At 54.5% G+C, this 22,333-nt stretch carries 22 protein-coding genes; 16 read left to right on the top strand and 6 right to left on the bottom strand.

Features of this window, described 5'->3' with window-relative positions:
- Positions 1-157 precede the first annotated feature (157 nt).
- Both R70331_RS29400 and R70331_RS29395 read left to right on the top strand, forming a co-directional pair.
- Complete coding sequence (locus R70331_RS29400; protein ID WP_042181674.1) at positions 158-952, top strand: alpha/beta fold hydrolase; 795 nt, start codon at positions 158-160, stop codon at positions 950-952.
- Between the two features lie 43 nt (positions 953-995).
- On the top strand, positions 996-1,994 hold the full coding sequence (locus R70331_RS29395; protein WP_042181672.1) for a sensor domain-containing diguanylate cyclase: 999 nt from the start codon (positions 996-998) through the stop codon (positions 1,992-1,994).
- Positions 1,995-2,082: 88 nt separating this feature from the next.
- Here R70331_RS29395 and R70331_RS29390 read toward each other — a convergent pair whose 3' ends face one another.
- Both R70331_RS29390 and R70331_RS29385 read right to left on the bottom strand, forming a co-directional pair.
- Positions 2,083-2,808 carry a C40 family peptidase gene (locus R70331_RS29390; RefSeq protein ID WP_081947801.1) on the bottom strand — a complete coding sequence of 242 codons (726 nt, stop codon included), beginning with the start codon at positions 2,806-2,808 and terminating at the stop codon, positions 2,083-2,085.
- Positions 2,809-2,916: 108 nt separating this feature from the next.
- Positions 2,917-3,354, bottom strand: a complete 438-nt coding sequence (locus tag R70331_RS29385) for a MarR family winged helix-turn-helix transcriptional regulator (RefSeq protein ID WP_042183467.1) — start codon at positions 3,352-3,354, stop codon at positions 2,917-2,919.
- 123 nt (positions 3,355-3,477) lie between these two features.
- On the opposite strand from R70331_RS29385, the gene R70331_RS29380 reads away from it, so the two are divergent.
- Positions 3,478-4,065, top strand: a complete 588-nt coding sequence (locus R70331_RS29380) for an NAD(P)H-dependent oxidoreductase (protein ID WP_042181670.1) — start codon at positions 3,478-3,480, stop codon at positions 4,063-4,065.
- 81 nt (positions 4,066-4,146) lie between these two features.
- On the opposite strand, the gene nudC is transcribed toward R70331_RS29380, so the two are convergent.
- Complete coding sequence (gene nudC, locus R70331_RS29375) at positions 4,147-4,989, bottom strand: NAD(+) diphosphatase (RefSeq protein ID WP_042181668.1); 843 nt, start codon at positions 4,987-4,989, stop codon at positions 4,147-4,149.
- A 252-nt stretch (positions 4,990-5,241) separates the two neighbouring features.
- On the opposite strand from nudC, the gene R70331_RS29370 reads away from it, so the two are divergent.
- Positions 5,242-6,108: an SDR family oxidoreductase gene (locus tag R70331_RS29370; protein WP_042181667.1), complete on the top strand. Its 867-nt coding sequence runs from the start codon at positions 5,242-5,244 to the stop codon at positions 6,106-6,108.
- Positions 6,109-7,095: 987 nt separating this feature from the next.
- Here the strand turns inward: R70331_RS29370 and R70331_RS29365 are convergent.
- Positions 7,096-8,421: a UvrB/UvrC motif-containing protein gene (locus R70331_RS29365; RefSeq protein WP_081947800.1), complete on the bottom strand. Its 1,326-nt coding sequence runs from the start codon at positions 8,419-8,421 to the stop codon at positions 7,096-7,098.
- Between the two features lie 142 nt (positions 8,422-8,563).
- Between R70331_RS29365 and R70331_RS29360 the strand changes: the two genes are divergently transcribed.
- The 7 genes from R70331_RS29360 (at position 8,564) to R70331_RS29330 (ending at position 16,203) form a co-directional block, all read left to right on the top strand.
- Positions 8,564-9,013, top strand: coding sequence for a YdeI/OmpD-associated family protein (locus R70331_RS29360; RefSeq protein WP_042181665.1), 450 nt, complete (start codon positions 8,564-8,566; stop codon positions 9,011-9,013).
- A gap of 175 nt (positions 9,014-9,188) precedes the next feature.
- The gene (locus tag R70331_RS29355) at positions 9,189-9,998 is read left to right on the top strand and encodes a MerR family transcriptional regulator (RefSeq protein WP_042181663.1); all 810 of its coding nucleotides are present in this window, start codon (positions 9,189-9,191) and stop codon (positions 9,996-9,998) included.
- A gap of 154 nt (positions 9,999-10,152) precedes the next feature.
- The gene (locus R70331_RS29350) at positions 10,153-12,117 is read left to right on the top strand and encodes an FAD-binding protein (protein WP_081947799.1); all 1,965 of its coding nucleotides are present in this window, start codon (positions 10,153-10,155) and stop codon (positions 12,115-12,117) included.
- A gap of 264 nt (positions 12,118-12,381) precedes the next feature.
- On the top strand, positions 12,382-13,158 hold the full coding sequence (locus R70331_RS29345; protein ID WP_231576376.1) for a class I SAM-dependent methyltransferase: 777 nt from the start codon (positions 12,382-12,384) through the stop codon (positions 13,156-13,158).
- A 190-nt stretch (positions 13,159-13,348) separates the two neighbouring features.
- The gene (locus R70331_RS29340) at positions 13,349-14,761 is read left to right on the top strand and encodes a hypothetical protein (protein ID WP_042181659.1); all 1,413 of its coding nucleotides are present in this window, start codon (positions 13,349-13,351) and stop codon (positions 14,759-14,761) included.
- A gap of 89 nt (positions 14,762-14,850) precedes the next feature.
- Positions 14,851-15,129 carry a hypothetical protein gene (locus R70331_RS29335; protein WP_042181657.1) on the top strand — a complete coding sequence of 93 codons (279 nt, stop codon included), beginning with the start codon at positions 14,851-14,853 and terminating at the stop codon, positions 15,127-15,129.
- 231 nt (positions 15,130-15,360) lie between these two features.
- Positions 15,361-16,203 (top strand): EcsC family protein, encoded by an 843-nt coding sequence (locus R70331_RS29330; protein WP_042181655.1) that lies wholly within the window; start codon positions 15,361-15,363, stop codon positions 16,201-16,203.
- 94 nt (positions 16,204-16,297) lie between these two features.
- Here R70331_RS29330 and R70331_RS29325 read toward each other — a convergent pair whose 3' ends face one another.
- Both R70331_RS29325 and R70331_RS29320 read right to left on the bottom strand, forming a co-directional pair.
- Positions 16,298-16,618, bottom strand: a complete 321-nt coding sequence (locus tag R70331_RS29325; RefSeq protein WP_042181653.1) for a putative quinol monooxygenase — start codon at positions 16,616-16,618, stop codon at positions 16,298-16,300.
- A 35-nt stretch (positions 16,619-16,653) separates the two neighbouring features.
- On the bottom strand, positions 16,654-16,923 hold the full coding sequence (locus tag R70331_RS29320; RefSeq protein ID WP_042181651.1) for a SunI/YnzG family protein: 270 nt from the start codon (positions 16,921-16,923) through the stop codon (positions 16,654-16,656).
- Between the two features lie 96 nt (positions 16,924-17,019).
- Between R70331_RS29320 and R70331_RS29315 the strand changes: the two genes are divergently transcribed.
- From R70331_RS29315 to rlmN, 5 genes are all read left to right on the top strand, one after another.
- Positions 17,020-18,198 (top strand): nitric oxide synthase oxygenase, encoded by a 1,179-nt coding sequence (locus R70331_RS29315; protein ID WP_042181649.1) that lies wholly within the window; start codon positions 17,020-17,022, stop codon positions 18,196-18,198.
- Between the two features lie 62 nt (positions 18,199-18,260).
- Positions 18,261-18,617: a nucleotide excision repair endonuclease gene (locus tag R70331_RS29310; RefSeq protein WP_042181647.1), complete on the top strand. Its 357-nt coding sequence runs from the start codon at positions 18,261-18,263 to the stop codon at positions 18,615-18,617.
- A gap of 230 nt (positions 18,618-18,847) precedes the next feature.
- Positions 18,848-19,567 (top strand): hypothetical protein, encoded by a 720-nt coding sequence (locus tag R70331_RS29305; protein ID WP_042181645.1) that lies wholly within the window; start codon positions 18,848-18,850, stop codon positions 19,565-19,567.
- A gap of 5 nt (positions 19,568-19,572) precedes the next feature.
- On the top strand, positions 19,573-20,949 hold the full coding sequence (locus R70331_RS30845; protein WP_052419269.1) for a polysaccharide deacetylase family protein: 1,377 nt from the start codon (positions 19,573-19,575) through the stop codon (positions 20,947-20,949).
- A 293-nt stretch (positions 20,950-21,242) separates the two neighbouring features.
- The gene (rlmN, locus tag R70331_RS29295; RefSeq protein ID WP_042181643.1) at positions 21,243-22,316 is read left to right on the top strand and encodes a dual-specificity RNA methyltransferase RlmN; all 1,074 of its coding nucleotides are present in this window, start codon (positions 21,243-21,245) and stop codon (positions 22,314-22,316) included.
- Positions 22,317-22,333 lie beyond the last annotated feature (17 nt).

Genomic DNA, 22,333 nt, shown 5'->3' with positions numbered 1-22,333 from the left:
ACACTGCCGCCCCGGATAGGCTGAGCGAAACAAATATTTGCCTGAATGCCACATTTTAGCTGGAATGATCAGGGGGATTGGCATAACGATTTCCTTGTCATTTAAGGCGCCCGCCTCCACAATTAGTGGATAGAATCAGGATGAGGAGCAATGGTAAATGAAAGAGGTTTGGGTTCGGAATAAAGTTAAAGTAATCGGGGAGGGCGCGCAGACCCTTGTGCTGGCCCACGGCTTCGGCTGCGATCAGAGCATGTGGCAGTTTATTACACCGGCCTTTGAGCGGGAGTACCGGCTGGTGCTGTTTGATTATGTAGGCTCGGGGAACTCCGACTTAAGCGCGTACAGCACGGAGCGTTACGGTAACTTCCGCGGGTATGTACAGGACTTGCTGGATGTTATCGAACTGCTGCAGCTGACCGATATTATTTTTATAGGACATTCTGTCAGCTCCATGATAGGTATGCTGGCTTCTATTGAACGGCCGGAGCTGTTCGCCAAAATGGTCATGATCGGGCCCTCCCCGCGGTATCTCAATGATGCTGACGGCTATTTCGGCGGATTCGAGAAAAGCGATATTACCGAGCTCCTGGATATGATGGAGATGAATTTCAGCGGCTGGGCCAGCTTTATGGCGCCGCTTGCCATGAACAATCCGCATCTGCCTGAGCTTACACAGGATCTGGAGCGCAGCTTTATTTCTGCTGACCCGGTCATTACCCGGGAGTTCGCCGAGGTTACCTTCCTGTCGGATCACCGCAAGTCGCTGGCTGATGCGGCAGTACCCACGCTGATACTGCAATGCTCGGATGACAGTATTGTGCCTATTGAGGTAGGTGAATATCTGCACAAGCATTTGAAGAACAGCGAGCTTCGGCTGATGCAGGCCAAGGGGCATTATCCGCATATCAGCCACCCGGAGGAGACAATATCGCTGATCCGCGGCTTCCTGTAAGCAGACCAAGAATATTTTGCAGTATTGTGAGGTTATAGAGAAAATGGATGAACGGCTGGAGTTCGCCCCGTGCGGCTATCTGTCAATAACACATCAGGGAATCATTACGGATATGAACCACACTTTCCTGTATCTGATGGGATACACACGGGAGGCGCTGCTGCACAAGCATATCGAATCTATTATGTCTAAGGCTAACCAGCTGATTTTCCATTCCTATTTTTACCCAAATATCAATCTGCACGGCCATGTGGAGGAGCTGTTTATCAGCCTGAAGGACGGGAGCGGCGGGTCGGTTCCCTACATCATGAACGGCCGGAGCCTTATAGTGGACGGGGTAGCTGTCATTGACTGTATACTGGTGCAGATGAGCAAGCGCATTGATTACGAGCAGGAGCTGCGTTCGGCTAAGAAGCAGATTGAAGAGGCTTACTGGGCTAAAGATCAGGCGCTGGCCGGGCTGAACCAGATTCATGCCGAAATTCAGCAGAAGCAGCAGGAGCTGATGGAGCTGAATGCTGTCCTGGTAGAGCTGTCTACGACAGACAAGCTTACAGGACTTAAGAACAGGCGGTATTTTGAAGAAATGCTGAGTGAGCAGCTGAAGCTGTTCCGGGAGACCGGGGAGCCGTTTTCGCTGCTGATTATTGATATAGACCATTTCAAGCGCATTAACGATACCTTCGGGCATCAGACCGGTGATCATGTACTGGAGAAGCTGGGGAGCCTGCTGAGATTTCATTCCCGTGAAAAGGATACGGCTGCCAGATACGGCGGTGAGGAGTTCGTGCTGATCCTGCCTGATATGGCTGCTGATGAAGCCAGGCTGGTGGCGGAGAACCTGCGGCTGGAGACTCAGCTTGCCGTCTGGGATACCGGAAGTCTTACGGTCAGCGCCGGGATTGCGACCTGTGCAGACGGAGATACGGGGGAAACCCTGCTTCACAGGGCCGACAAGGCGCTTTATGCTTCAAAAGAAGGCGGAAGAAACCGGGTAATGCACAGCCTTGATTTGTCCCGAAGCTCTAATCATACAATATAGCGTCACTGCGAGTAGCCAAAAAGCCCGCAACAGAGCAGCCGTCTCCGGTCTGACTCTGCTGAGGGCTTTTTATGCTGCCGGGGTGCGTCTAGAACAATCTGCGTGCGGTCACAAAACGTGTTTTCCACTGGCCGTCAAAAGCTTCTGTATGAACGCCCTCCTTGGGGGAGTACGTGTGCAGCATCTTGTTATTTCCAGCATAAATAGCGACATGCCCGATAGGAAGGCCGCGCGACGTAAAGAACAGCAGATCGCCCGGACGCAGCTCATCCAGCCCGACCTCGGTGCCCTGCATAGCCTGAACATACGATACGCGCGGCAGCTCAATGGATAGAATATCCGCAAACAGGCGTTTCACGAAGGATGAGCAGTCAAATGTGCCGGTCTGTCCAGGAGAGGCACCGAATTCATAGGGAGTACCGTTAAAAGTCCTGCCGTAGGCGAGCAGCGCATCAGCCTGCTTTTGGACAAGGGAGGCACTGGTATAGTCCGTGAATTTCGGCTTGGCTGAGAGGTAGCCGGTCAGATTATCCTCGGTCTGTACCTTCAGCCAGAGTGCATCCGTTACGCTGATTACATGCACTTTGGTCCCGGCAGGGAGCATCTTCTCTTTAACCGGGTCACTTGCGGCATCGGGCTGGCTGCGCAGTGTAACCTCCTGAAGGACCGCCGTTTCATAGATGAGAACGGGCTGGGCGGCAGGCTTGGTCTGGGAGACCGGCTGCTTCAGCGGCGGGGCGGCTGCATGGGCGGCACCTCCGCTGCATAGGGATAGGATCAACAGGGAGAGGAGCGCAGTATTGCGTTTGATCATGTGTGTATCACCTTGCCTATAGATTTATGGTCTATAGTTGGACGCTGGAGGAAGAGAATGGTTTTGTGGTAAATAGTGGGCCGCTCCTGCTGCTCTGCAAGAGATGAATCAGTAAAAAACCTTCCGCTGCAGAAGCTCCAGCGCAAGCCCGATCTCCCTGCGTTCTTCATCTGAAAGATGCACAATGCGCTCTTCAAAACGCCGGCCGATGGTCAGGAAAGCCTCGCCCATCATCTGTTCACCGGCGGGGGAGAGGGTAATGCCCTGTTTGCGGCGGTCGGCGGGATCGGTAACTTTGGCGCAGAGCTGCTTTTCGGTCAGCTTTTTTAGCTCACGGCTCGTATTGGGCATGGACATATGCATACACTCGCTGATCTCGCTGAGTGTGACTGGCTGGCTGACCGCTATATATTCAAGGATTTTATATTGAACCGGGGTAAGCGTGCCGGATTTCACGTCTTTGGTTATGTCACTCGCCACTTGATGCACAGCTGCTGTAAAAGCTACGATTTGCCCGAACAGGGGGCTGTCGCTGTTGTTGTCCATTTTCATGAGATCACCTCTAATTGACCATAGCAAAAAGATTATCACAAAACAATTATCATTTGACAACTATTTTGCGACTGTGCTAGGATTTTGTTATCAAATGATAAGTAAAGAGGTGCTGTAATGAACACACTGGTTATCTACACACATCCGAATCATCAGAGTCTGAGCTATGCTTTTTTGCAGGAGGTACTGCGGGGAAGCCGGGATAATGCAGCAGTGAAGGAAATAAAAGTGCTCGATTTATATGCGGAGGGCTTTGATCCGGTGCTGGTTTTTAATGAGCATAAACGCCGGCGTGATATGCATACCGATCCGAAGCTGGCGGTATACCGTGAGCAGCTGCTGTGGGCTGACCGGATTGTGCTGGTCTATCCGATCTGGTGGGGGCGGCCTCCGGCGATGCTTATGGGTTATATTGACCAGATGTTTGCTTCGGGCTTCGCTTATAAGGATAAGGGCGGTATGCTGCCGGAAGGGCTCCTGAAGGGGAAATCGGTTGTCTGCATTTCGGTGATGAAAGGACCGGCGCATTACCCGCTGCTGTGGCTGGGCAATGCGCACAAGATCCTGATGAAGCGGGCGTTGTTCAGCTATGTCGGCATCCGTAAGGTGAAGTTTTTTGAGTTCGGCGGCATGGAGAGTCCGCGCGGCAGGCATGCTGGCAAGCTCGATAGAGTGTACCGCTACTTCAAAACGGCAGTCCGGTAGGAACAGGCTGAAGACGCGGCGCTGCGGGCGGGAGCACTATCCCCCTGGGCGGCTTGTCCGGCCATAAAGGCTGTAGAGGGCTTAGCTGTGCTGCTGCACATACCAATCGATGATTTTACGTGCGATGCTGACCCGCGGCGGGATGTTCGGCAGGCTGTCCGGGGAGAACCAGGCGGCATGATCAAGCTCGATCCCGTCTACGCGGATTTCTCCGCTCTCGTATTCAGCGAGGAAGCCCATCATCAGCGAATTCGGGAAGGGCCATTGCTGGCTGCCGAAATAAGTAATGTTCTTGACCGTAATGCCGACCTCTTCCCTGATCTCGCGCGCCACACAGTCCTCCAGCGTCTCACCCGGCTCAACGAAGCCGGCAATCAGGCCATACATATTATTCGGGAAATGGGGCGCGTGGGCGAGCAGAATCCGGCCGTCCTTCAGGATGGCCGTTATAACTGCCGGAGCCAGCCGCGGATAAAAGAGCTGACCGCACGCAGGGCAGCTGCGCGCATGCTCTGTTCCTGACAGAACAGTCGCGGTCCCGCATTTGCCGCAGAACTGATGCGTCTCATCCCAGGCCAGCAGCTGCAGCGCTCTTCCGGCAAGGTGGAATGTATCCTCGTCGAGCACATCGTACAAGGTGCGCAGAGGGCGGAAGGCCATGCCGGCAGGCTCAGGCGTATCAGCCGGTACTTCGGCTGCGAAGCAGGGCATGCCGGCAAAGGAGCCGAGATAAAGGGTCCGGGCAGGCACAGCATCAAGCGCGTCAAGAGAAGGCAGCAGCGGAAGGGCTGTCTGTTCAGACGATTCTGTTACTAGCAGCTTACCGGAATGCGTAATCAGCCAGTACGCAGAGCCGGTGTATTGCGGATCAGGCGTAACAGACGGAAGGTAACGTGTATAGATGGATGCTTCAGGTTTAGACATGAGGGCAGAACCTTTCTTGTTCGGTATAAGTACATGTTGTAAGAATAGCACCCTGCGGGAAGGCTAACAAACATTCGGGCTGCGGCGCGTCTCCGGACTGCGGGCAGTCCGTTTTTTGGGTTGGAGGAAAACTAAACGTTTGACAATTGGCCGACATGTAACTACAATAGTTACAAGAACGGAAAATTTAACAGTTAGTAAAGCTATATACACGGTATTTCTAATAAAATTTTGATTGCGGAGGAATGTAAAATGAAGATCGGATTCACAGGAGCAACCGGACAATTTGGATCTATTGTAGCAGAGGCATTGCTGAAGAAGGTACCGGCAGACAGCCTGGTGGCCAGCGTAAGAAATCCGGAGAAGGCAGAGAGTCTGCGGGGGCTAGGCGTTGACGTCCGCCATGGTGATTTCGATCAGCCGGAGACACTCGACGCGGCATTTGCCGGTGTGGACCGGCTGCTGATTGTCTCGGCAGACGGTGACAATGATACACGTATCCGCCAGCATAAGGCGGCGGTAGATGCGGCAGTGCGTGCAGGAGTGGGCTTCATTGCTTACACCAGCGTGGGACATGCAGACGCAAGCTCCCTCTTCCTCGCACCGGTGCACCGGGCAACTGAGGAGTTCATCCGTGAATCCGGTATTCCGTATGCCTTCCTGCGCAACAACTGGTATCTTGAGAACGAAGCAGGCTCCATTCAGGCTGCAGTGGCCGGTGCGCCTTGGCTGACTTCTGCCGGCGAAGGCAAAGTGGGCTGGGCAACCCGCCGCGATTATGCCGAGGCTGCTGCTGCTGTCCTGACCGGTGAAGGCCATGAGAATGCGGTCTATGAACTATCCGGCAAGCCGCTTACCCAATCGGAGCTGGCCGCAGTTGTCAGCGGCGCACTTGGCAAGGAAGTGCCGGTGCAGCAGGTGGATGATGCCACTTACTCAAGCGTTATGGCCGGCGCAGGCGTTCCGGAAGCAGCACTGCCGATTGTAGTGGCCATCCAGGCGGCGATCCGTGAAGGCGCGCTTGATATTGAGAGCGGCGACCTGGAGAAGCTGCTGCAGCGTCCGCAGACTCCGCTCAGCGAGGGTGTTAGCGCGCTGCTAAGCGGCGCACAGGCATAAAGGGGCGGAAGCTGCCCGAGGCAGCCTGCGCCGGCTCAGCATAGCCAAGATGCTGAGAATTGAAGCATGAATATAAAGCCATATAGCCAAAAGGCTGCCCTCCGGTTAATGAACCGGGGCAGCCTTTTTTTGTTGTGTATTAGTTGGGAGGAGATGGAGCCGCAGGGGAGAGGGAGAAATCCTATTAAGCGGGTGTAAACCGGGCACTCTGACTGCAGACAGGTAGTGGGGGATTTGAGCCATGTAGCATAACCAGTTACTATGACCGCAGAGGATAAGGCGATAAATCCAGCTGCGCAGTTGAATCAGCCACGTTGGACGCGGAAGTAAGGGGAGAAATCCCATTAAGCAGTTGAATCAGCCACGTTGGACGCGGAAGTAAGGGCAGAAATCCCACTAAGCAGTTGAATCAGCCACGTTGGACGCGGAAGTAAGGGGAGAAATCCCATTAAGCAGTTGAATCAGCCACGTTGGACGCGGAAGTAAGGGGAGAAATCCCATTAAGCAGTTGAATCAGCCACGTTGGACGCGGAAGTAAGGGGAGAAATCCCACTAAGCAGCTGAATCAGCCACGTTGGACGCAGGAGTAAGGGGAGAAATCCCATTAAGCAGTTGAATCAGCCATGTTGGACGCGGAAGTAAGGGGAGAAATCCCACTAAGCGGCTGAATCAGCCATTATGGCCGCAGGTGTATAGGAAAAAGCCTGTGCCCCCAGGGCAAAGGCTTGGTTAGCACGATTAGTGGGATAAACGCCACCTAATTTGTTCATTTTTCCGGTTTTATAAGCATTAAGTGGATTTTCGCCACCTATTTCAGCCGATATCCTACATGTGCGGGAAAAAGGGGATATTTAGGTGGTGATTTTCCATCTAATCGCCCAGTTGCAGAACTTTGCAAGGATTTAAGTGGCGAAAATCCACCTAATAGCCAGCTATTATGTGCCTGCGCCAGCTCCCAGTGCATAGCAGCATGAAGAAACTAGCTGGTTACTCCACATCCTCCTGCAGCTCTGCATCCTCTTGCAGCTCTACGTCCTCCTGCGTCTCTGCATCCTCCTGAGTCTCTACGTCCTCCTGAGTCTCTACGTCCTCCTGCGTCTCTACGTCCTCCTGCGTCTCAGCATCCTCCTGCAGCTCCGCGTCCTCCCGCAGTTCCGCGTCCTCCTGCAGCTCAAGACAGCCGGCCAGCAGCTTGTCCACTGCGTTTTCCAGCAGGGGAGCCGGCGGAGATCCCAGCCATTCCGGCGGGATAATCAGGTAGCTGCCGGAGCTGCTTTTGAGGTAGCTGTAGATAATTTGCGCCTCATCAATCGTGTGGCGGTTGATCGCACTTGCACCTGCACTTGCCGCACCCGCACCTGCACTTGCTGCACCTGCACTTGCTGCACCTGCACCCACACCCGAACCCGCAGCAGCGAACTGTTCCAGAATCGCCCCATATACCGCAGCCTGCAGCTGCGTTCGGTCCAGTTGCTGTGAATGTAGCGTATCACGGTATATAATCTGTGCGCCCTTGATCAGAATTAGCTTAATGCTGTCCCCGTCCATCGGCTCCAGCACAGCGATATTGTTGTTCTCGCCGGTGAACCGCGAGACCTTCTCCTTTTGCAGCAGCGCCTGGACGGCTCCGGCATAATCGCGGTATTTGGCTGCTGCTTCAAAGTCAAACCGTTCTGCCGCCTCCGCCATGCGCTGCTCCAGATCACTGAGAATACCGGTGTCGCTGCCGTCTAAAAGGGCGATAATCCGGTCCATAATAACATTATAGTCTTCAAGCGCAGCACCGCCGCCGCACATGCCGATACAGAGCCCTAGAGAATGGTTGAGGCAGAGGGAGCCCCGGGCATTCGGGCTGCTGCAAAGAATCCGCTGGCTCTCCTTAATGCCCTGCAGGGCACGCTCTACTGTGCTTCTGCTCGTGTAAGGGCCAAAAAACAGCTTGCTGCCGGGCGGACCGGGATCGTAGCTGACTTCAAACTGACGGCGTCCCTTATCTTCACGGACAGAAATATAGCTGTAAGCGAGCGGATTTTTCATTTTGCGGTTATACATCGGCTTGATTTCTTTGATGAGCTGGCATTCCAGCATAAAGGCCTCAAATTCTGTATCAGTCAGCCGGTACTCCAGATCCCTGATTTGGCGGACGAGCTGAACGACCTTGGGGGAGTGGCCTTTATTATTGTAAAAATAGGACTGCACCCGTTTGCGCAGCCGTTTGGCCTTACCGACATAGATAATGTGGCCGAGGCTGTCCTTCATCAGGTAGACGCCGGGCGATAAGGGGAGGCTGTGTACTTTTTCAGTGAGATTCATAGAGGAGTCACCTCTGCTTATAGCATGGATTGGTAGCTTTAAGTATATACGAGATTTGTAGTAACGGGCGACTGGAAAAGTACATGCCGCAGCTCTACAATGGGAGTAATCTTCATAATTACAATCGGACTGGGGGATTCAGATGAAGTTCCGGACAACTGTGATACTGGGAGGCAAGACGGCTACGGGAATTCCCGTGCCGGATGAAGTCATTGAGAGCTTGGGGCAAGGCAAGAAGCCGGCAGTCAAAGTAACGGTTAACGGTTACACGTATGCCAGTACGGTAGCAGTAATGGGCGGACAGTTTATGCTCCCGCTCAGTGCAGAGAACCGGAAGGGGGCTGGTGTCAGCGCCGGTGATGAAATTGAGGTTGAGCTTGTGCACGACAACGAGCCGAGAGAGGTGAGTGTACCACAAGATTTTGCTGAAGCGCTTGACCTTGAGCCTGCGGCCCGGAGGTTTTTTGACGGGTTATCTTACAGCGGCAAGCGGCGGTTTGTACTGTCCATTGAGGATGCCAAGACTGCGGAAACCCGGCAGCGGCGCATCACGAAGGCTGTTCAGACGCTAAGTGAGGGACGTACCCAGTAAAGGAATCGCCATAACAATAAATCATTGATAAGAAGCGGCCCGGGCAGGGCTGCTTCTTTGCGTTCAGCCGGCTGTGCTTCAGCATTGTGACAAATACCACAAAACCTCCCAGTCTAACCAATTATCATTAATGATATGAATATAAAAGAATTTCGGCAAAGCTGGGGGGCTTTTTATGAAATATTCGATCGGAGAGTTCGCATCCATACTGGGCATAACGGCGGATACGCTGCGTTTATATGAGAAGCATGATATTGTCAGGCCGGAGAAGGACTGCCGTAACAATTACCGTTATTTCAATGATCTGGATGCCCGGAATCTGCTGTCGAGCCGCTGGTACCGGAGCATGCAGATTCCGCTGCACAATGTGGCTGAGCTGATTAACGGGGCGCCGGCGGAGCGGGTGGTGGATTCCATCTACGCCGCGCAGCTGCAGCTGGAGGAAGAGATCCGGCGGAGCACGATGCTGCTGGACAAGATCAATGCCATCCATAACGGGCTCACAGGGCTGGAGGCTGCACTCTACACCTGCCGGATCCGGCAGATGCCGGGCATGTACCGGATAGAGCAGACGGACAAGAACCAGCTGCTGCAAAAGGAAGATCTGAAACAGACGGTCCAGGCCTGGATGGACCTGCTGCCGTTCACCTTCTACTCCTTCCGCACAGGAGACGCACAGAGCATCAGCTGGAGCGGGGAGCTTGATTACAGCTGGGGGCTGGCACTGCTTGAAGAGGATCAGCAAAAGCTCGGTGTAAGCATCAACGGCAGCATGCAGTACATTCCGCCGTATACCTGCATCTCGTCTGTAATCCTAACCTCATATGAAGATTACCTTGAACATAAAACGTTCCAGTTCATGCTGGACTATGCAGATGAGCAGGGCTACACCGTGAGCGGCGATATATTCGGCAAGATATTATTCACAGAGCGGCTGCGGGATGAGAACAGGACGTATCTGGAAATCAATATCCCTATAGTTTGAGAAAAAATTCACAACGAATTCATTGACCTTGGTGCTGCACCAAGGTTTAGACTCAGGGCATCAATATCAGGCAGCCGCAGCTCAGCAGAGAGGAGACGGACTGCCATTAACCGACAGGGGGAACAAGAAAGTGCGTAAGAGAGGCTTAACCAGAATGTTTAGGGTATCCATTAGTCTGATTATGCTCCTTGCCGTCATTGGCGGGTGCAGCAGTAACTCCGCGGACCCGGAGGCAACAGAGCAGCCGGCGGCCTCACCCGAGGCTACGCAGCAGGCGGCAGACGACAGCGGGGTCCCGGCTTCCTTTAAAGCGGGAACCTACAAAGCGGAGGCAGACGGCAAAGACGGCACAATCCAGGTCGAAGTCACACTGGACGACAAACAGACTATTACGGACATTAAGGTTCTCAGCCAGACCGAAACCGCCGGAATCGGCGTAGAGGCCATCGACAAGATCAGGGAGCAGATCATCACGGGCCAGACGCTGAAGGTAGATGCGGTCAGCGGTGCTTCCGAGTCCAGCAATGCCATTCTGGCAGCTGTAGAGAATGCTCTTAACCAGGCCGGCGGCGACGTTGCAGCCTTCAAATCCAGAGAAGTAGCCAAGGCAGGCGCAGGCAAAACAGAGCAGCTGTCGGCAGATGTAGTAGTGGTAGGTGCAGGGGCATCTGGTGTATCAGCGGCGGTATCAGCGGCGGATACAGGCGCCAAAGTCATTCTTATCGAGAAAACAGCGACCATCGGCGGAGCGAGTAACCTGTCGTGGGCGGGGAAATTCTACAATTCCTCAGCCGCAGTCAGCAGCGGGCTTAAGGTGAACGTGGAGAAGGAGATCTCCGACTGGATTGTCAACAATCACTGGCGGGTGGATGCGGCGGCGATCCGCCAATATGTAACCAAGTCAGGGGAAACCTACGACTGGCTGACCGGAAAAGGCTATTCTACAACCTTTATCAACTTCGGCGGTGAACAGCTGCATATGCTTCCGGCTTATGAGACACGCCAGGAGCTGCTGCGGGCTATGCTGGCTGAATCAGTAGAAAAGGGCGGCGGCCAGATCCTTACGGAGACCACAGCCAAGAAGCTGATTACAGGTGCAGGCGGTGAAGTAACCGGAGTAATAGCTGAGAAGGCTGACGGCACGACCCTGGAAATTACGGGTAAAAGCATTGTTATGGCAACCGGCGGTTACGCCGCCAACGCGGAAATGGTAAAGGAAGCCTTTGGATTTGAAGGTGTTAACGGCGGACTCGGCCAGAATATCGGGGAAGGCCTGAAAATGGCCTGGGAAGCCGGAGCCAAGGTGCCGGATAATTTCGGCGGACAAATGCTGCACCAGACCTTGGCCAGAGCAACAGAGAAGCTGAAGGCGGAATATGAGCCGTTCCAGGCCAGCTATCCGCTGATGACGACCTATCTGCCTACCTTTATGAATGTCGGCCCGTCGGGAGCCAGATTCAGGGATGAAGCGGCGACGCTTACGGCTGTAGCTGCGGCGAATACGAGTGCTTTTAACGGGGCCTATCATCTGGTTATCGTCTCCAAATCACAGCTGGATGCACTTGCGGCCAAGGGGATGAACGGGGTAAAAGCACCGGGTCTGCCGGGAATGCCGCCGGAGTTCTATGCTGCCTTCGCGGACAAGTTCACCCTGGAGAATCCGTGGCAGAATGCGGAGAAGGTATTTGATTCCATGGCTGCAAACGGGGACGGATATAAAGGCAGCACCATTGAAGAGCTGGCTGCTAACGCCGGTATGGATGCGGCTGTGTTCAAGGATGCTTTTACGAAATATGAAGCGGCAGCGAAAAGCGGTGTGGACAGTGAATTTGGCAAAGCCAAGGAATATCTGCTGCCGATGGGCGAAAGCGGGCCTTACTATGCAGTAATTGCGGAGATCAACAACCTTGGATCTGTAGGCGGCTTAATCGTCAACACGAAGTTCCAGGTACTGAATGACAAGCGGGTGCCGGTCAAGGGGCTGTATGCAGTGGGCCTTGAGTCCGAAGGCGTAATGTACAATGATACCTACGTCGGCAATGGTGTCGGACTCGGCTACTCGTTCACCTCCGGACGTCTCGGCGGTGAGGATGCCGCTGCGGCTGCGCTGGGGCAATAATAGCTTATAACATCCGGGGGGAGCCGTCAGGCTTCCCCCTTGCTGCGCCTCCATGCTACTATGAAGATGCAGCATCAGCTTACCTAGCGAAAGTGAGGCCGTCATGATGGTGATTAAACGAGGTAACTGCCCGGTGCAGCCGTACTGATCTGATAACAGGATCGCGCCGGGCTTTTGAAGAATCAGAAATGTTATCAGGGCCGGTCCCCGGCTGCACCTCATCCGCAGAACGTACAACATACACATGCGAGAGGGGCATTATCGATGGGAACTGACAAAATGGACATGAATAAGTGGAAGCAAAGCTGGCTGCAGGAGGAGCAGAGCTCCTTCCGGGGATGGGATTTCTCCGCACTGTCCGGACGGATGGAAGAGGAGCAATTGCCCTGGAATTATGAAGCAGCAGTCAGAGCATATATAAGAGGCACAACAGGCAACCTGCTGGACATGGGCACAGGCGGCGGAGAATTCCTGCTCTCTCTGTCCCCTCCCAAGGGGCGTACTTATGCTACCGAGGCCTACCCGCCTAATGTGGAGCTGTGCAGGAAGCTTCTTCCGAAGCACGGGATTGAGCTTAGACAGGTGTTTTCGGATGAGGAGCTGCCGTTTGCAGACGATTCGTTTGAGCTGGTTATGAACCGGCATGAAGCCTTTTCGGCCTGTGAGGTGCAACGGATTCTGAAGCCGGGCGGAGTGTTCATAACCCAGCAGGTCGGAGGAAAGAATAACCGCGGGTTGTCAGCGTTCCTGCTGGGTGACGGTGCAGCGCCTGAGGACGATGCTTTTTGCCTGGAGCCGGTCTGCAGTGAGCTGCGGAGCTGCGGGTTCACGGTCATAGAGGCCTCCGAGAATTTCCCGCTGCTGCGGTTCAGGGATGTGGGGGCGCTGGTGTATTTTGCGAAGATTATTGAGTGGGAATTCCCCGGCTTCTCGGTAGAGAGGTGCTATGACCGTCTTGTTCTGCTGCAGCAGCAGCTTGAGCGGAACGGCTATGTCGAAAGCATGGAACACCGCTTTATGATTACTGCCGTAAAAAGATAGAGCATTTCAGGCCGCCCGGCTCCAGGGCGGCCTTGTTCTGTACCGCCCTGGCCTGCCGTATTTACGCCGGACCAGAAAACACACTCCCTCGAAATTTGTCGTACCGGCACGGAGCCTGCGAACATAAGCCCATCCTTCTGCATAGCATATAGCACCATTCTGCTATAGAAGAAAGGGGGCGCGCTTCACAATGGGCATCCATTTAAGTGCAATCCACTATGTATATCTGGTTTTTATCGTATTCATTCTGGCGCTGCTGATCCGGCGCCGTGATACGACAATGATCTGTGTGGCCGGGATTTTCGCCTTGGGGCTGCTGGCTACATCGACCGTAACCGGCTCCGTATCGGGAATATTCAATTCGTTCATTTACGCGACCAAGGAACTGATGGGCACCATTATGATTATCTCCATTATTGTGGCGATGAGCCGGATTCTGATCATTACGGGCATCAACGAAACGATGGTCGCTCCGCTCACCCGCTTCCTGCGGACGCCGGCGATGGCTTACTGGGGCATCGGGCTGATTATGATGGTAACCTCTTTTTTCTTCTGGCCTTCACCCGCTGTTGCGCTGGTCGGTGCTGTGCTGCTCCCGGTGGCGGTCCGGGTCGGTCTGCCGGCACTCGGGGCGGCGATGGCGATGAACCTGTTCGGGCACGGCATCGCTTTATCAGGCGATTACATTATTCAGGGCGCTCCGAAGCTCACTGCTGATGCGGCCGGCCTTCCGGTATCCAGTGTGATGCAGGCGAGTGTACCGCTGGTCATTGTCATGGGGCTGGTAACTACGGTTACCGCCTTCTGGATGATGCGCAGGGACCAGAAGAACGGAATCTGGAGAGACGGACTTGTTACGGGAAAAGGGTCCTCAGACCTCGCGGCATCCGGACCGGATGAGTCGGCTCCGGTCTATATGAGTGCAGGGCTGCGCAAAGGGCTGGCTGTCGCCATCCCGCTGCTGTTCCTGCTCGATGTCATCTGCATGTTCGTCCTGAACCTGCAGGGAGGCGATGCGACAGCGCTTGTCGGCGGCACGGCTGTACTCATTCTGATTGTGACCACGCTGCTGGCACACCATAATCAGGGTCTGGAGAAGACGACCTCCTACCTTATTGAAGGCTTCGTCTTCGGCTTTAAGGTATTTGGCCCGGTTATCCCGATCGCCGCGTTCTTCTATCTTGGTGACTCCGCATTCACCGCGCTGTACGGCAACGTGCTGCCGGACGGCTCGCACGGCATCGTCAACGACCTCGGCGTCGCCCTGGCGGAGCATGTGCCGCTTAACGGCGCAGTGGGAGCCGTAACGCTGACGGTGATCGGCGCGATCACCGGTCTCGACGGCTCCGGCTTCTCCGGCATCTCGCTGGCCGGCTCGATTGCCCAGATGTTCGCGGCGGCGATCCATTCCGGCGCCGCCACACTGACCGCCCTTGGGCAGGTAGCCGCCATCTGGGTCGGCGGCGGCACCCTGATCCCGTGGGCGCTCATTCCCGCTGCCGCCATCTGCGGCGTCAGCCCGTTCGAGCTGGCCCGGCGCAATCTGAAGCCGGTCCTGCTGGGTCTGGCGGCGATGACGGTCACCGCCATCTTTCTAATCTAAGCTGCACGGCCTTGCCCGGTGCATAAGAACGCCTCCCCCTATCCATCCTAAAGAGGAACGACAGCGTGAGAGAAGGGGGAATATCAAGAATGAAACATTATGAGTCCAGCCTGCGGAGTAACAGCACGGTTGATCAGGCGCAGGATTCGGTAACCAAGCTGCATAATGCAGTGTCCCAGGCGCTGAGCCACCCGAATGAGCAGACGCTGGCACAGGCGGAGAACAGTCTGGAGCACGCCGAGGAAGCCGTCCGCCATGCACCGGAAGGTTCGGTTGACGGACATGGTGTGGAGCTGAGTGAAGAAAGGCTGGCTGATGAGAAGGAACGGCTGGCCGGACTGAAGCAGCTTGGACAGTTTGAGGATTGAGGCTGCATCCGCAGCAGGGTTCCGGCATTCCCGGCATTGTCCGGGAATGTCTTTTTTGTCTGTGAACGGCTCTGAAAGCCCGGATGGTTTCTGCAGTCCGGCATTCAAGCCTGCTTATTCCGGTTAATCATCTAAGAGATGCGAAACCGCCGGTACAGGCCATGCGTAGAACCTCAAAAGCAGCGCAGCCTGCCGCAGCGGGCAAAAGGTTAACAATAAGGAGGGGATTGTATGCCGGATAATGTGGAGCTTACGGCAATACTGGAGACACGGGAAGAATTACTGGCTGCCCTTGCCGGAATCACTGCATGGGAGAAGGAGCAGAATAAGCTGATGATCTGGGACCGGATCACCCGCCTGCCGTTCAAGCTGCTCGACAAGGTTACTCCGAAGGTTATCCATGAAAAGATAGGCAAGCTGCTGGACGAGCTGGGCAGCTATATTCAGAACGGGGGAAATTACCTTGTAGCCGGGCGTAAGGTGGGCCAGCTGATGGAGGCTGCCAGCCGGTCAGCAGGCGCCCCGGAGCAGGGTCCTTATCCGCTGGCCGTTATGGATGCAGCCGCAGAGAAGCTTAGCGGGAGCAGCCGGAATGTCGCTACAGTGCAGGGGGCGACAACGGGCTTCGGCGGTGTGTTCACGCTGGCGGCAGATATCCCGGCGATAATGGGGCTGTCACTGAAGGTCATTCAGGAGATCGGTCTATGCTACGGCTATGATCCTACCGATAAGGCAGAACGGATATTTACCGTAAAAGTAATGCAATTCGCCTCTTCCGATATTGTCGGCAAGCGGACCATTCTTCAGGAGCTGAACCTGCAGGCCGGAGGTAACGGGGATATTACAGCAGGGACCAATGCGGCGGTCTCCAAAATTCAGGGCTGGAAGGAAGTTATCACGGTATACCGGGATAACTGGGGCTGGAAGAAGCTGCTGCAGACGGTTCCGGTTGCCGGAATGTTCTTCGGCGCGTTTACCAACCGCAAGGCACTTGAGGATGTTGCGGAGGCGGCGCAGATGCTCTACCGCAAACGGAGAATTATAGCGAGGCTGGCGGAGCTGGATAACGATTAAGGGAGTGCTGCCCTCTGCCTTTTGGTGCAGGGGGCAGCCGGCGCAGCAGTCAGCTTGACGCAGGAATGATCAGGCTCCGCCAAGGAATACTGCTCTACCCGCCATTGCTAAAGCTCAGGCCTTTCCCGCCTACCGGCCGGAGCCTGGTTGACTCCACAGCTGCAATCAGCGGCATCGCCCGCTGGATCGCTGCTCTTGTAGCTTCAAGAGTAAGCGAGGCTGCATGAGCCTCCTGGCTGGACCATACCTCTGTTACCCAAAGGACATCAGGCTCTGTCTCAGAATGATTGATGATATACAGCTCACAATCTGCTGCCGATTCAGCCGCAGCGGCACTTTCCAGCAGTATGGCTGCGAGCGCATCGCGGTCGCCTGGCTTCGCGGTAAATTTGGCATACATGCCGTATTTGCTCATGAGTTAGCCTCCAATCATTTGCGTTTTATTCACTGTCAGCTGCCCGTATTTAACAGCCGCTCTGTTTTGCCCTTGATAACCTCAGCGTCTGAGGTAAATAATAGATAAGCGCGCTGCTTTGTCCGGATAAGAACTCTGCCGGTGGTCCCATAGGGTGTTCCTATACGAATGGCATCCTTGTCAGAGCCTCCATAGGTGTTATCCAGCGTGATCTCTGTTATTTCGGTAACGGGTATTTCGATCTTAGTCAGCTGCCAGCGGATGATGAGGTTTTCACCCTCACGGTTCAATTTGATTCCGAGCATATCTTAGCTCCTCCAGTCTTTTTATTCAATTAGTACCTGTAAATAATCATATAAGATTGCAGGAATAATTTACACTATTTATAGAAAGAGGACTCTATGGAAATACAGACCTGCAGCGAATTAAGCATGCAAGCACAGTTGGAACAGGCTGAATCCTTCCTCCGGCAGTGCTACAGTGAATTAGAGAAGTCACCTGCTGAGCTGAAGCAGCGCATAGAAGCAGTACATAATGAAATCAGACAGACGGGAACCTATCATCATACAGCGGAAGAGCTCGCGCACGGTGCCAAAATGGCCTGGCGGAATAACAGCCGCTGTATCGGCCGGCTGTTCTGGCATACCCTGGAGGTCATAGATGCCCGCCAGGCTGAGACGGCCCTTCAGGTGGCTGAAGCTCTGTTCCGGCATCTGGAGCGGGCCGGCAACGGCGGCCGTATCCGTCCGGTAATGACCGTGCTCCGCAGCGGCCGGGAACCGGAGACAGACATCCGGATCTGGAACCATCAGCTGATCCGGTATGCCGGATACCCGGAGGAAGACGGACAGCCCCGCCGCGGCGATCCGGCCTCGGATGCCTTTACGGCAGTCTGCCGCAAGCTCGGCTGGCAGGGCAGCGGGGGCGATTTTGACGTGCTGCCGCTGGTTATCAGCATCGGGGAGGAGCCGCCGCGCTGGTTCACAATCCCTGAGGCGCTGGTCCAGGAGGTGCCGCTCAGCCATCCGGAGATTGGGCGGTTCAGCGAGCTGGGCCTGCGCTGGTATGCTGTTCCGGTCGTGTCCGACATGCTGCTGGAGATCGGCGGGGTCTTTTACCCGGCTGCGCCGTTTAACGGCTGGTATATGGAGACGGAGATCGGCTCCCGCAATCTGGGGGATACCGGACGGTATAACCGCCTTCCGGCGGTGGCTGAGCTGCTGGGGCTGGACCGTTCAACCAATACCTCGCTCTGGAAGGACCGGGCACTGCTGGAGCTGAACCGAGCTGTACTGCATTCATTTAAGCAGGCGGGGGTCAGCATTGTGGATCATCATACAGCCGCTGACCAGTTTGTCCGGTTTCAGGAGCAGGAGAAGCAGAGGGGCCGGGAGGTGTCCGGCAAATGGCATTGGCTGATCCCGCCGATGTCACCCTCCTCGACACCAATCTGGGAGGATAACAAGCTTAAGGAGCTTAACCTCAGCCCGCGCCTGATTTATCAGAAGCCGGCTTATGCGGGACTGGACAGGAACCCTGCCGATGATGAACCCTCCATGAAATGTCCTTTTCATCAATAGTCAGGCTGTTTGATCTGTGATACTATTTAATCTTAGCCTATGTAAGAGGGAAGTGAGCTCAAATGATCAGTATTACCATTCCTGCACCGGAAGTCACGATATTCAAGCAAGAGAACCCGGTGCTGAGCCATATTTACGGCTTCACCGACTTTCACCTGATTACGCGGGAAGCGGGCGGCATCTTTATGTTCTACAACGATAAGGATGAACTGCTGTTCGTGGGCAAGGCCAGAAAGCTTAGACCGCGAATCAAGAAGCATTTCGAGGATAGTGTCTCCGTAATGAAGCCGCACCGCGACGAAGTGACGAAGATTGAAGTCTGCATCGTTGAAGATCCGGTGGACCGGGAGATTTACGAAACGTACATTGTGAATAAGCTCAGAGCTAAATACAATGTGGAGAAGGTACTCTACAAATAAACCGCTCAGTTGCAGACAGCGTAGTCCTTTCGGGCTGCGTTTTTTGCTTTTCCGTTAAAGGGAGATCAGACTAAAGGCTTGGATAATTATCCCTTGCCAGTTAAAATAGTCCTTTGGATATATAACGGAAAGTTAGACAATTCGACTCACTTCCGGACCGGATAAATCATCTATAATAATCTCGTGAATGCTCGACATTTTTTGACATTTTATCTCGAGGTGATGGATAGATGGCAGGTCCTTTTTTCAGGAAAAAAGAGGCGGCAGAACGGGTACCGAATCCCGGGATAGCGCCGGCGCCGCAGGAGGAAGCATCTGCCGCTGAGCCGGGCAGCAGCGGCCGGAGTGACAGACAGTCCGGCCTGATCGCTGCTGGCAAGACACAGCCGGATAAGAAGGCGCTGGATCTGATTTTTGCGGTAGAGCAGATGATTCAGGCCAGAGCACACGCCGAAGCAAGCAATGATGAGCTCTTGGACCGCCTGAATCACTCGGGCAGCCATATTGAGCGGCTTGGCAAGGAGCTGCGGAATCTGAACAAGGTCATTGAAGACCGGGAGAAGGATATTCTGGAGCTGGAGCAGCGGATGTCCGAGAAGAATCTGAAGATCGATCAGGTATTAGAGGATCACCGTGAGCTCCAGGATACAATGTCAGCGAAGGTGGATGAGCTCAAAAGCACGCTCGATCTGGAGCAGCAAAAGTACGCGAAGCTGATGCAGAAGCATCATGAAGCCCATGTGGATAAGCACAAGCGGATTATTGAGCTGGAGGAGAAGATCAGCCGGCTGGAGACGGAGAACGGGCATCTGCAGCAGAAATACGAAACAGCACGGCAGGAGAAGGCGTATCTCTCCGGAATGATCAGCGATTTTACGAGCCGGATGACCGCTCCCTTCAGCAGCGGCAGCCCCGACGCAGAACGTAATGAAGAATACGGGGATACATAGACGGTATGGCTGTACATAATAATCATTCTGGTCTGCTGGTCGAACTGCTGGCGCTCGGCAGCCGGGACGGAGACTGTCAATTGGAGGTGGGAATAACCCGCCGGGACGGCTGCACAAGACATATACTCAGCATTGATGAACATACATATCTGCAAATCGCTGCGCTCGTCCCCCTAAGCGGGCATAAGGTGCGCCTGTCCTTATATATGAAATGGGACCCTTTCCGCCATACATACTTCAGCAGTCTGGTCCGGATGCGGGACACCTTCAGCGAAACCCTGTACTTTAACTGCTCAGAGAGCTACGGGGAGCAGCTGCGTGCGCTGATGGAACAAGAAGATTCCCCCTCCCGGCAGGCAGCACGGCAGGAGGCCGGGGAGAATGTCCGCAACATCTCTGTACCCTCAGTACATAAGCGGGCAGCATTATCGGGACTTAAATATAAACAGACTGTGCTGCTGCGCGGCCTGCTGTTCGGCTTTGTGCTGGCTCTGCTCCTGCTGCGTATGGACGGAGGGGAGACGTGGCTGTTTGCAAACAGTGCTGAAGCCAAAGAGGATAGCGCGAAGACAGACAGGGCTTCAGCCAGTGTACCTGCGGGGGACACAAGGAGGGCGGCGGGTACTGGCAGCGCTGCTGCGGCTCTAAATACAGATTCAGATTCCATGCACAGGCTAGCAGGAATACCTAATCCAACGGACTCAGCCGGATTACAGCTGCCCGCGAATCAGAGCCAGCCGGCCCGGCCTGCTCCGGCACCAGTGGAGCTGGCCGCTCAGCCGCAGCCGCTGTATGAGACGGTCGAGCTGTCCGGGGACAGCTACGAATACAGCCTGCCGGAGGGCTATGTTGCCCTCTCCTTTGATGACGGCCCTTCCCCATATACCGAACAGCTGGTAGATATCCTGGCGAAGGAAGGAGTCGCGGCGAATTTTCTGTTCATCGGCCGGAATGTCAGCCGTTATCCCGGTGCGGTCCGCTATGCCGGGGAGCATGGAATGCCGGTGGGGAACCATTCCTGGGATCACAGTGATATGACGGCTAATTCGCCGGAGGAGAACCGGAGTAATCTGGAGCAGGCGAACCGGTCACTGGAGCAGCTTGTCACTGCGCCAGTCACCATTTTCCGGCCGCCTTATGGAGCGGTGAACCGGGCGCTGGCCGAGGAGGCTGGCAGGCAGCAGCTCAAGGTGCTGCTCTGGAACCGTGACCCGGAGGACTGGAAGGCCGGGAGCAAGGAAGCCATTCTTGATTATTTTTACAGGACTGATCCTTCGGGAGGTATCTATCTGCTGCATGAGAAGCAGATTACCGTTCAGGCGCTTCCAGAAATTATTGACTTTCTGAAGGGACGGGGACTGAAATTTGCCGTCTTTAAATAGCAGCGGATTCACAACTGAATAATCTGCCTTAACAGCGTCCCCGCAGTACCGGAAGGGGGCGCTGTTTGGTTTGTCATATAGCTGCATGACAGCGGAGGCCGGGCTCTACAGTCCTGGTTGTGAAAGCTTTGTGTAATATTGCAACTGAAGCTGCTGAACTGCGGATTCCTCTTGTTTTAATACGTAAAATTTGAGAGAATGAGAAGATATTTGTTGTTGGCATAATGGGCTGTGAAAGTTAGAATTGAAAGTTAGAACAGATTGCACTTTAATGCTTTGAAAAGAGGTAAACCATGAACAAACAATCCATTTATGGATTAACTTTAGAAGCGTTGTCTTCCTGGCTGCTGGAGCACGGGCACAAGAAATCCCGCGCAGCCAAGGTTTGGGAATATGTATACCGCAAGCGGGTTACGGATTTTGCTGATATGACTGAGGCGAACAAGGAGTGTGTCAAGCTGCTGTCCGAGCACTTTGTGTTTCAGACCATGGAAGAGCATGTGAAGCAGGAGTCAGCTGACGGAACGATTAAGTTCCTGTTCCGCCTGAATGACGGCAACCTGATTGAAACTGTACTGATGCGCCAGAAATACGGACTGTCTGTATGCGTGACCACTCAGGTCGGCTGCAACATCGGCTGCAGCTTCTGTGCGAGCGGGCTGCTGGCGAAGAGCCGTGACCTGTCGAGCGGTGAGATTGTTGAGCAGATTATGAAGGTTCAGCTGCACCTGGATCAGGCCGGCCTGGGCCAGCGGGTCAGCCATGTGGTGGTGATGGGAATCGGCGAGCCGTTTGATAACTTTACGCACCTTCTGAACTTCCTGACTACAGTTAAGGATCATAAGGGGCTGGCAATCGCCGGGAAGGGCATCACGGTATCGACAAGCGGCCTCGCCGGCAAAATTAGAGAATTTGCTGATGCGAATACCCAGGTGAATCTGGCGATTTCGCTCCATGCGCCGAATAACGAGCTGCGGACCTCGATTATGAAGATCAACCGCGCCATTCCGCTTGAGAAGCTGATGCCTGCTATTGATTATTATCTGGAGAAGACGAACCGGCGGATTACGCTGGAATATATTCTGCTGAAGGATATCAACGACCAGCATGAGCATGCGCTGGAGCTGGCTGAGCTGATCGGCGAACACCGCCGTCAGCTGGTCAATGTCAATCTGATCCCGTATAATCCGGTCGATGAGCATAGCCAGTACCAGCGGACTGACCGGGAAGTGGTGCGCGCCTTCTTTGACACCCTCAAGAAGCAGGGAGTCAGCGTCAGCACCCGGCTGGAGCATGGAGTGGATATCGACGCCGCCTGCGGGCAGCTGCGCAGCAAGCAGATCAAGAAAACCCAAGAAGCTATCTAAAGAAAGAAGGTTCGTTT

The organism is Paenibacillus sp. FSL R7-0331 (assembly GCF_000758645.1).
GTDB classification, from domain to species: domain Bacteria; phylum Bacillota; class Bacilli; order Paenibacillales; family Paenibacillaceae; genus Paenibacillus_AQ; species Paenibacillus_AQ camerounensis.
Note: the sequence above shows the minus strand (reverse complement) of the source record. Positions and strands in the feature narration are given on the sequence as shown.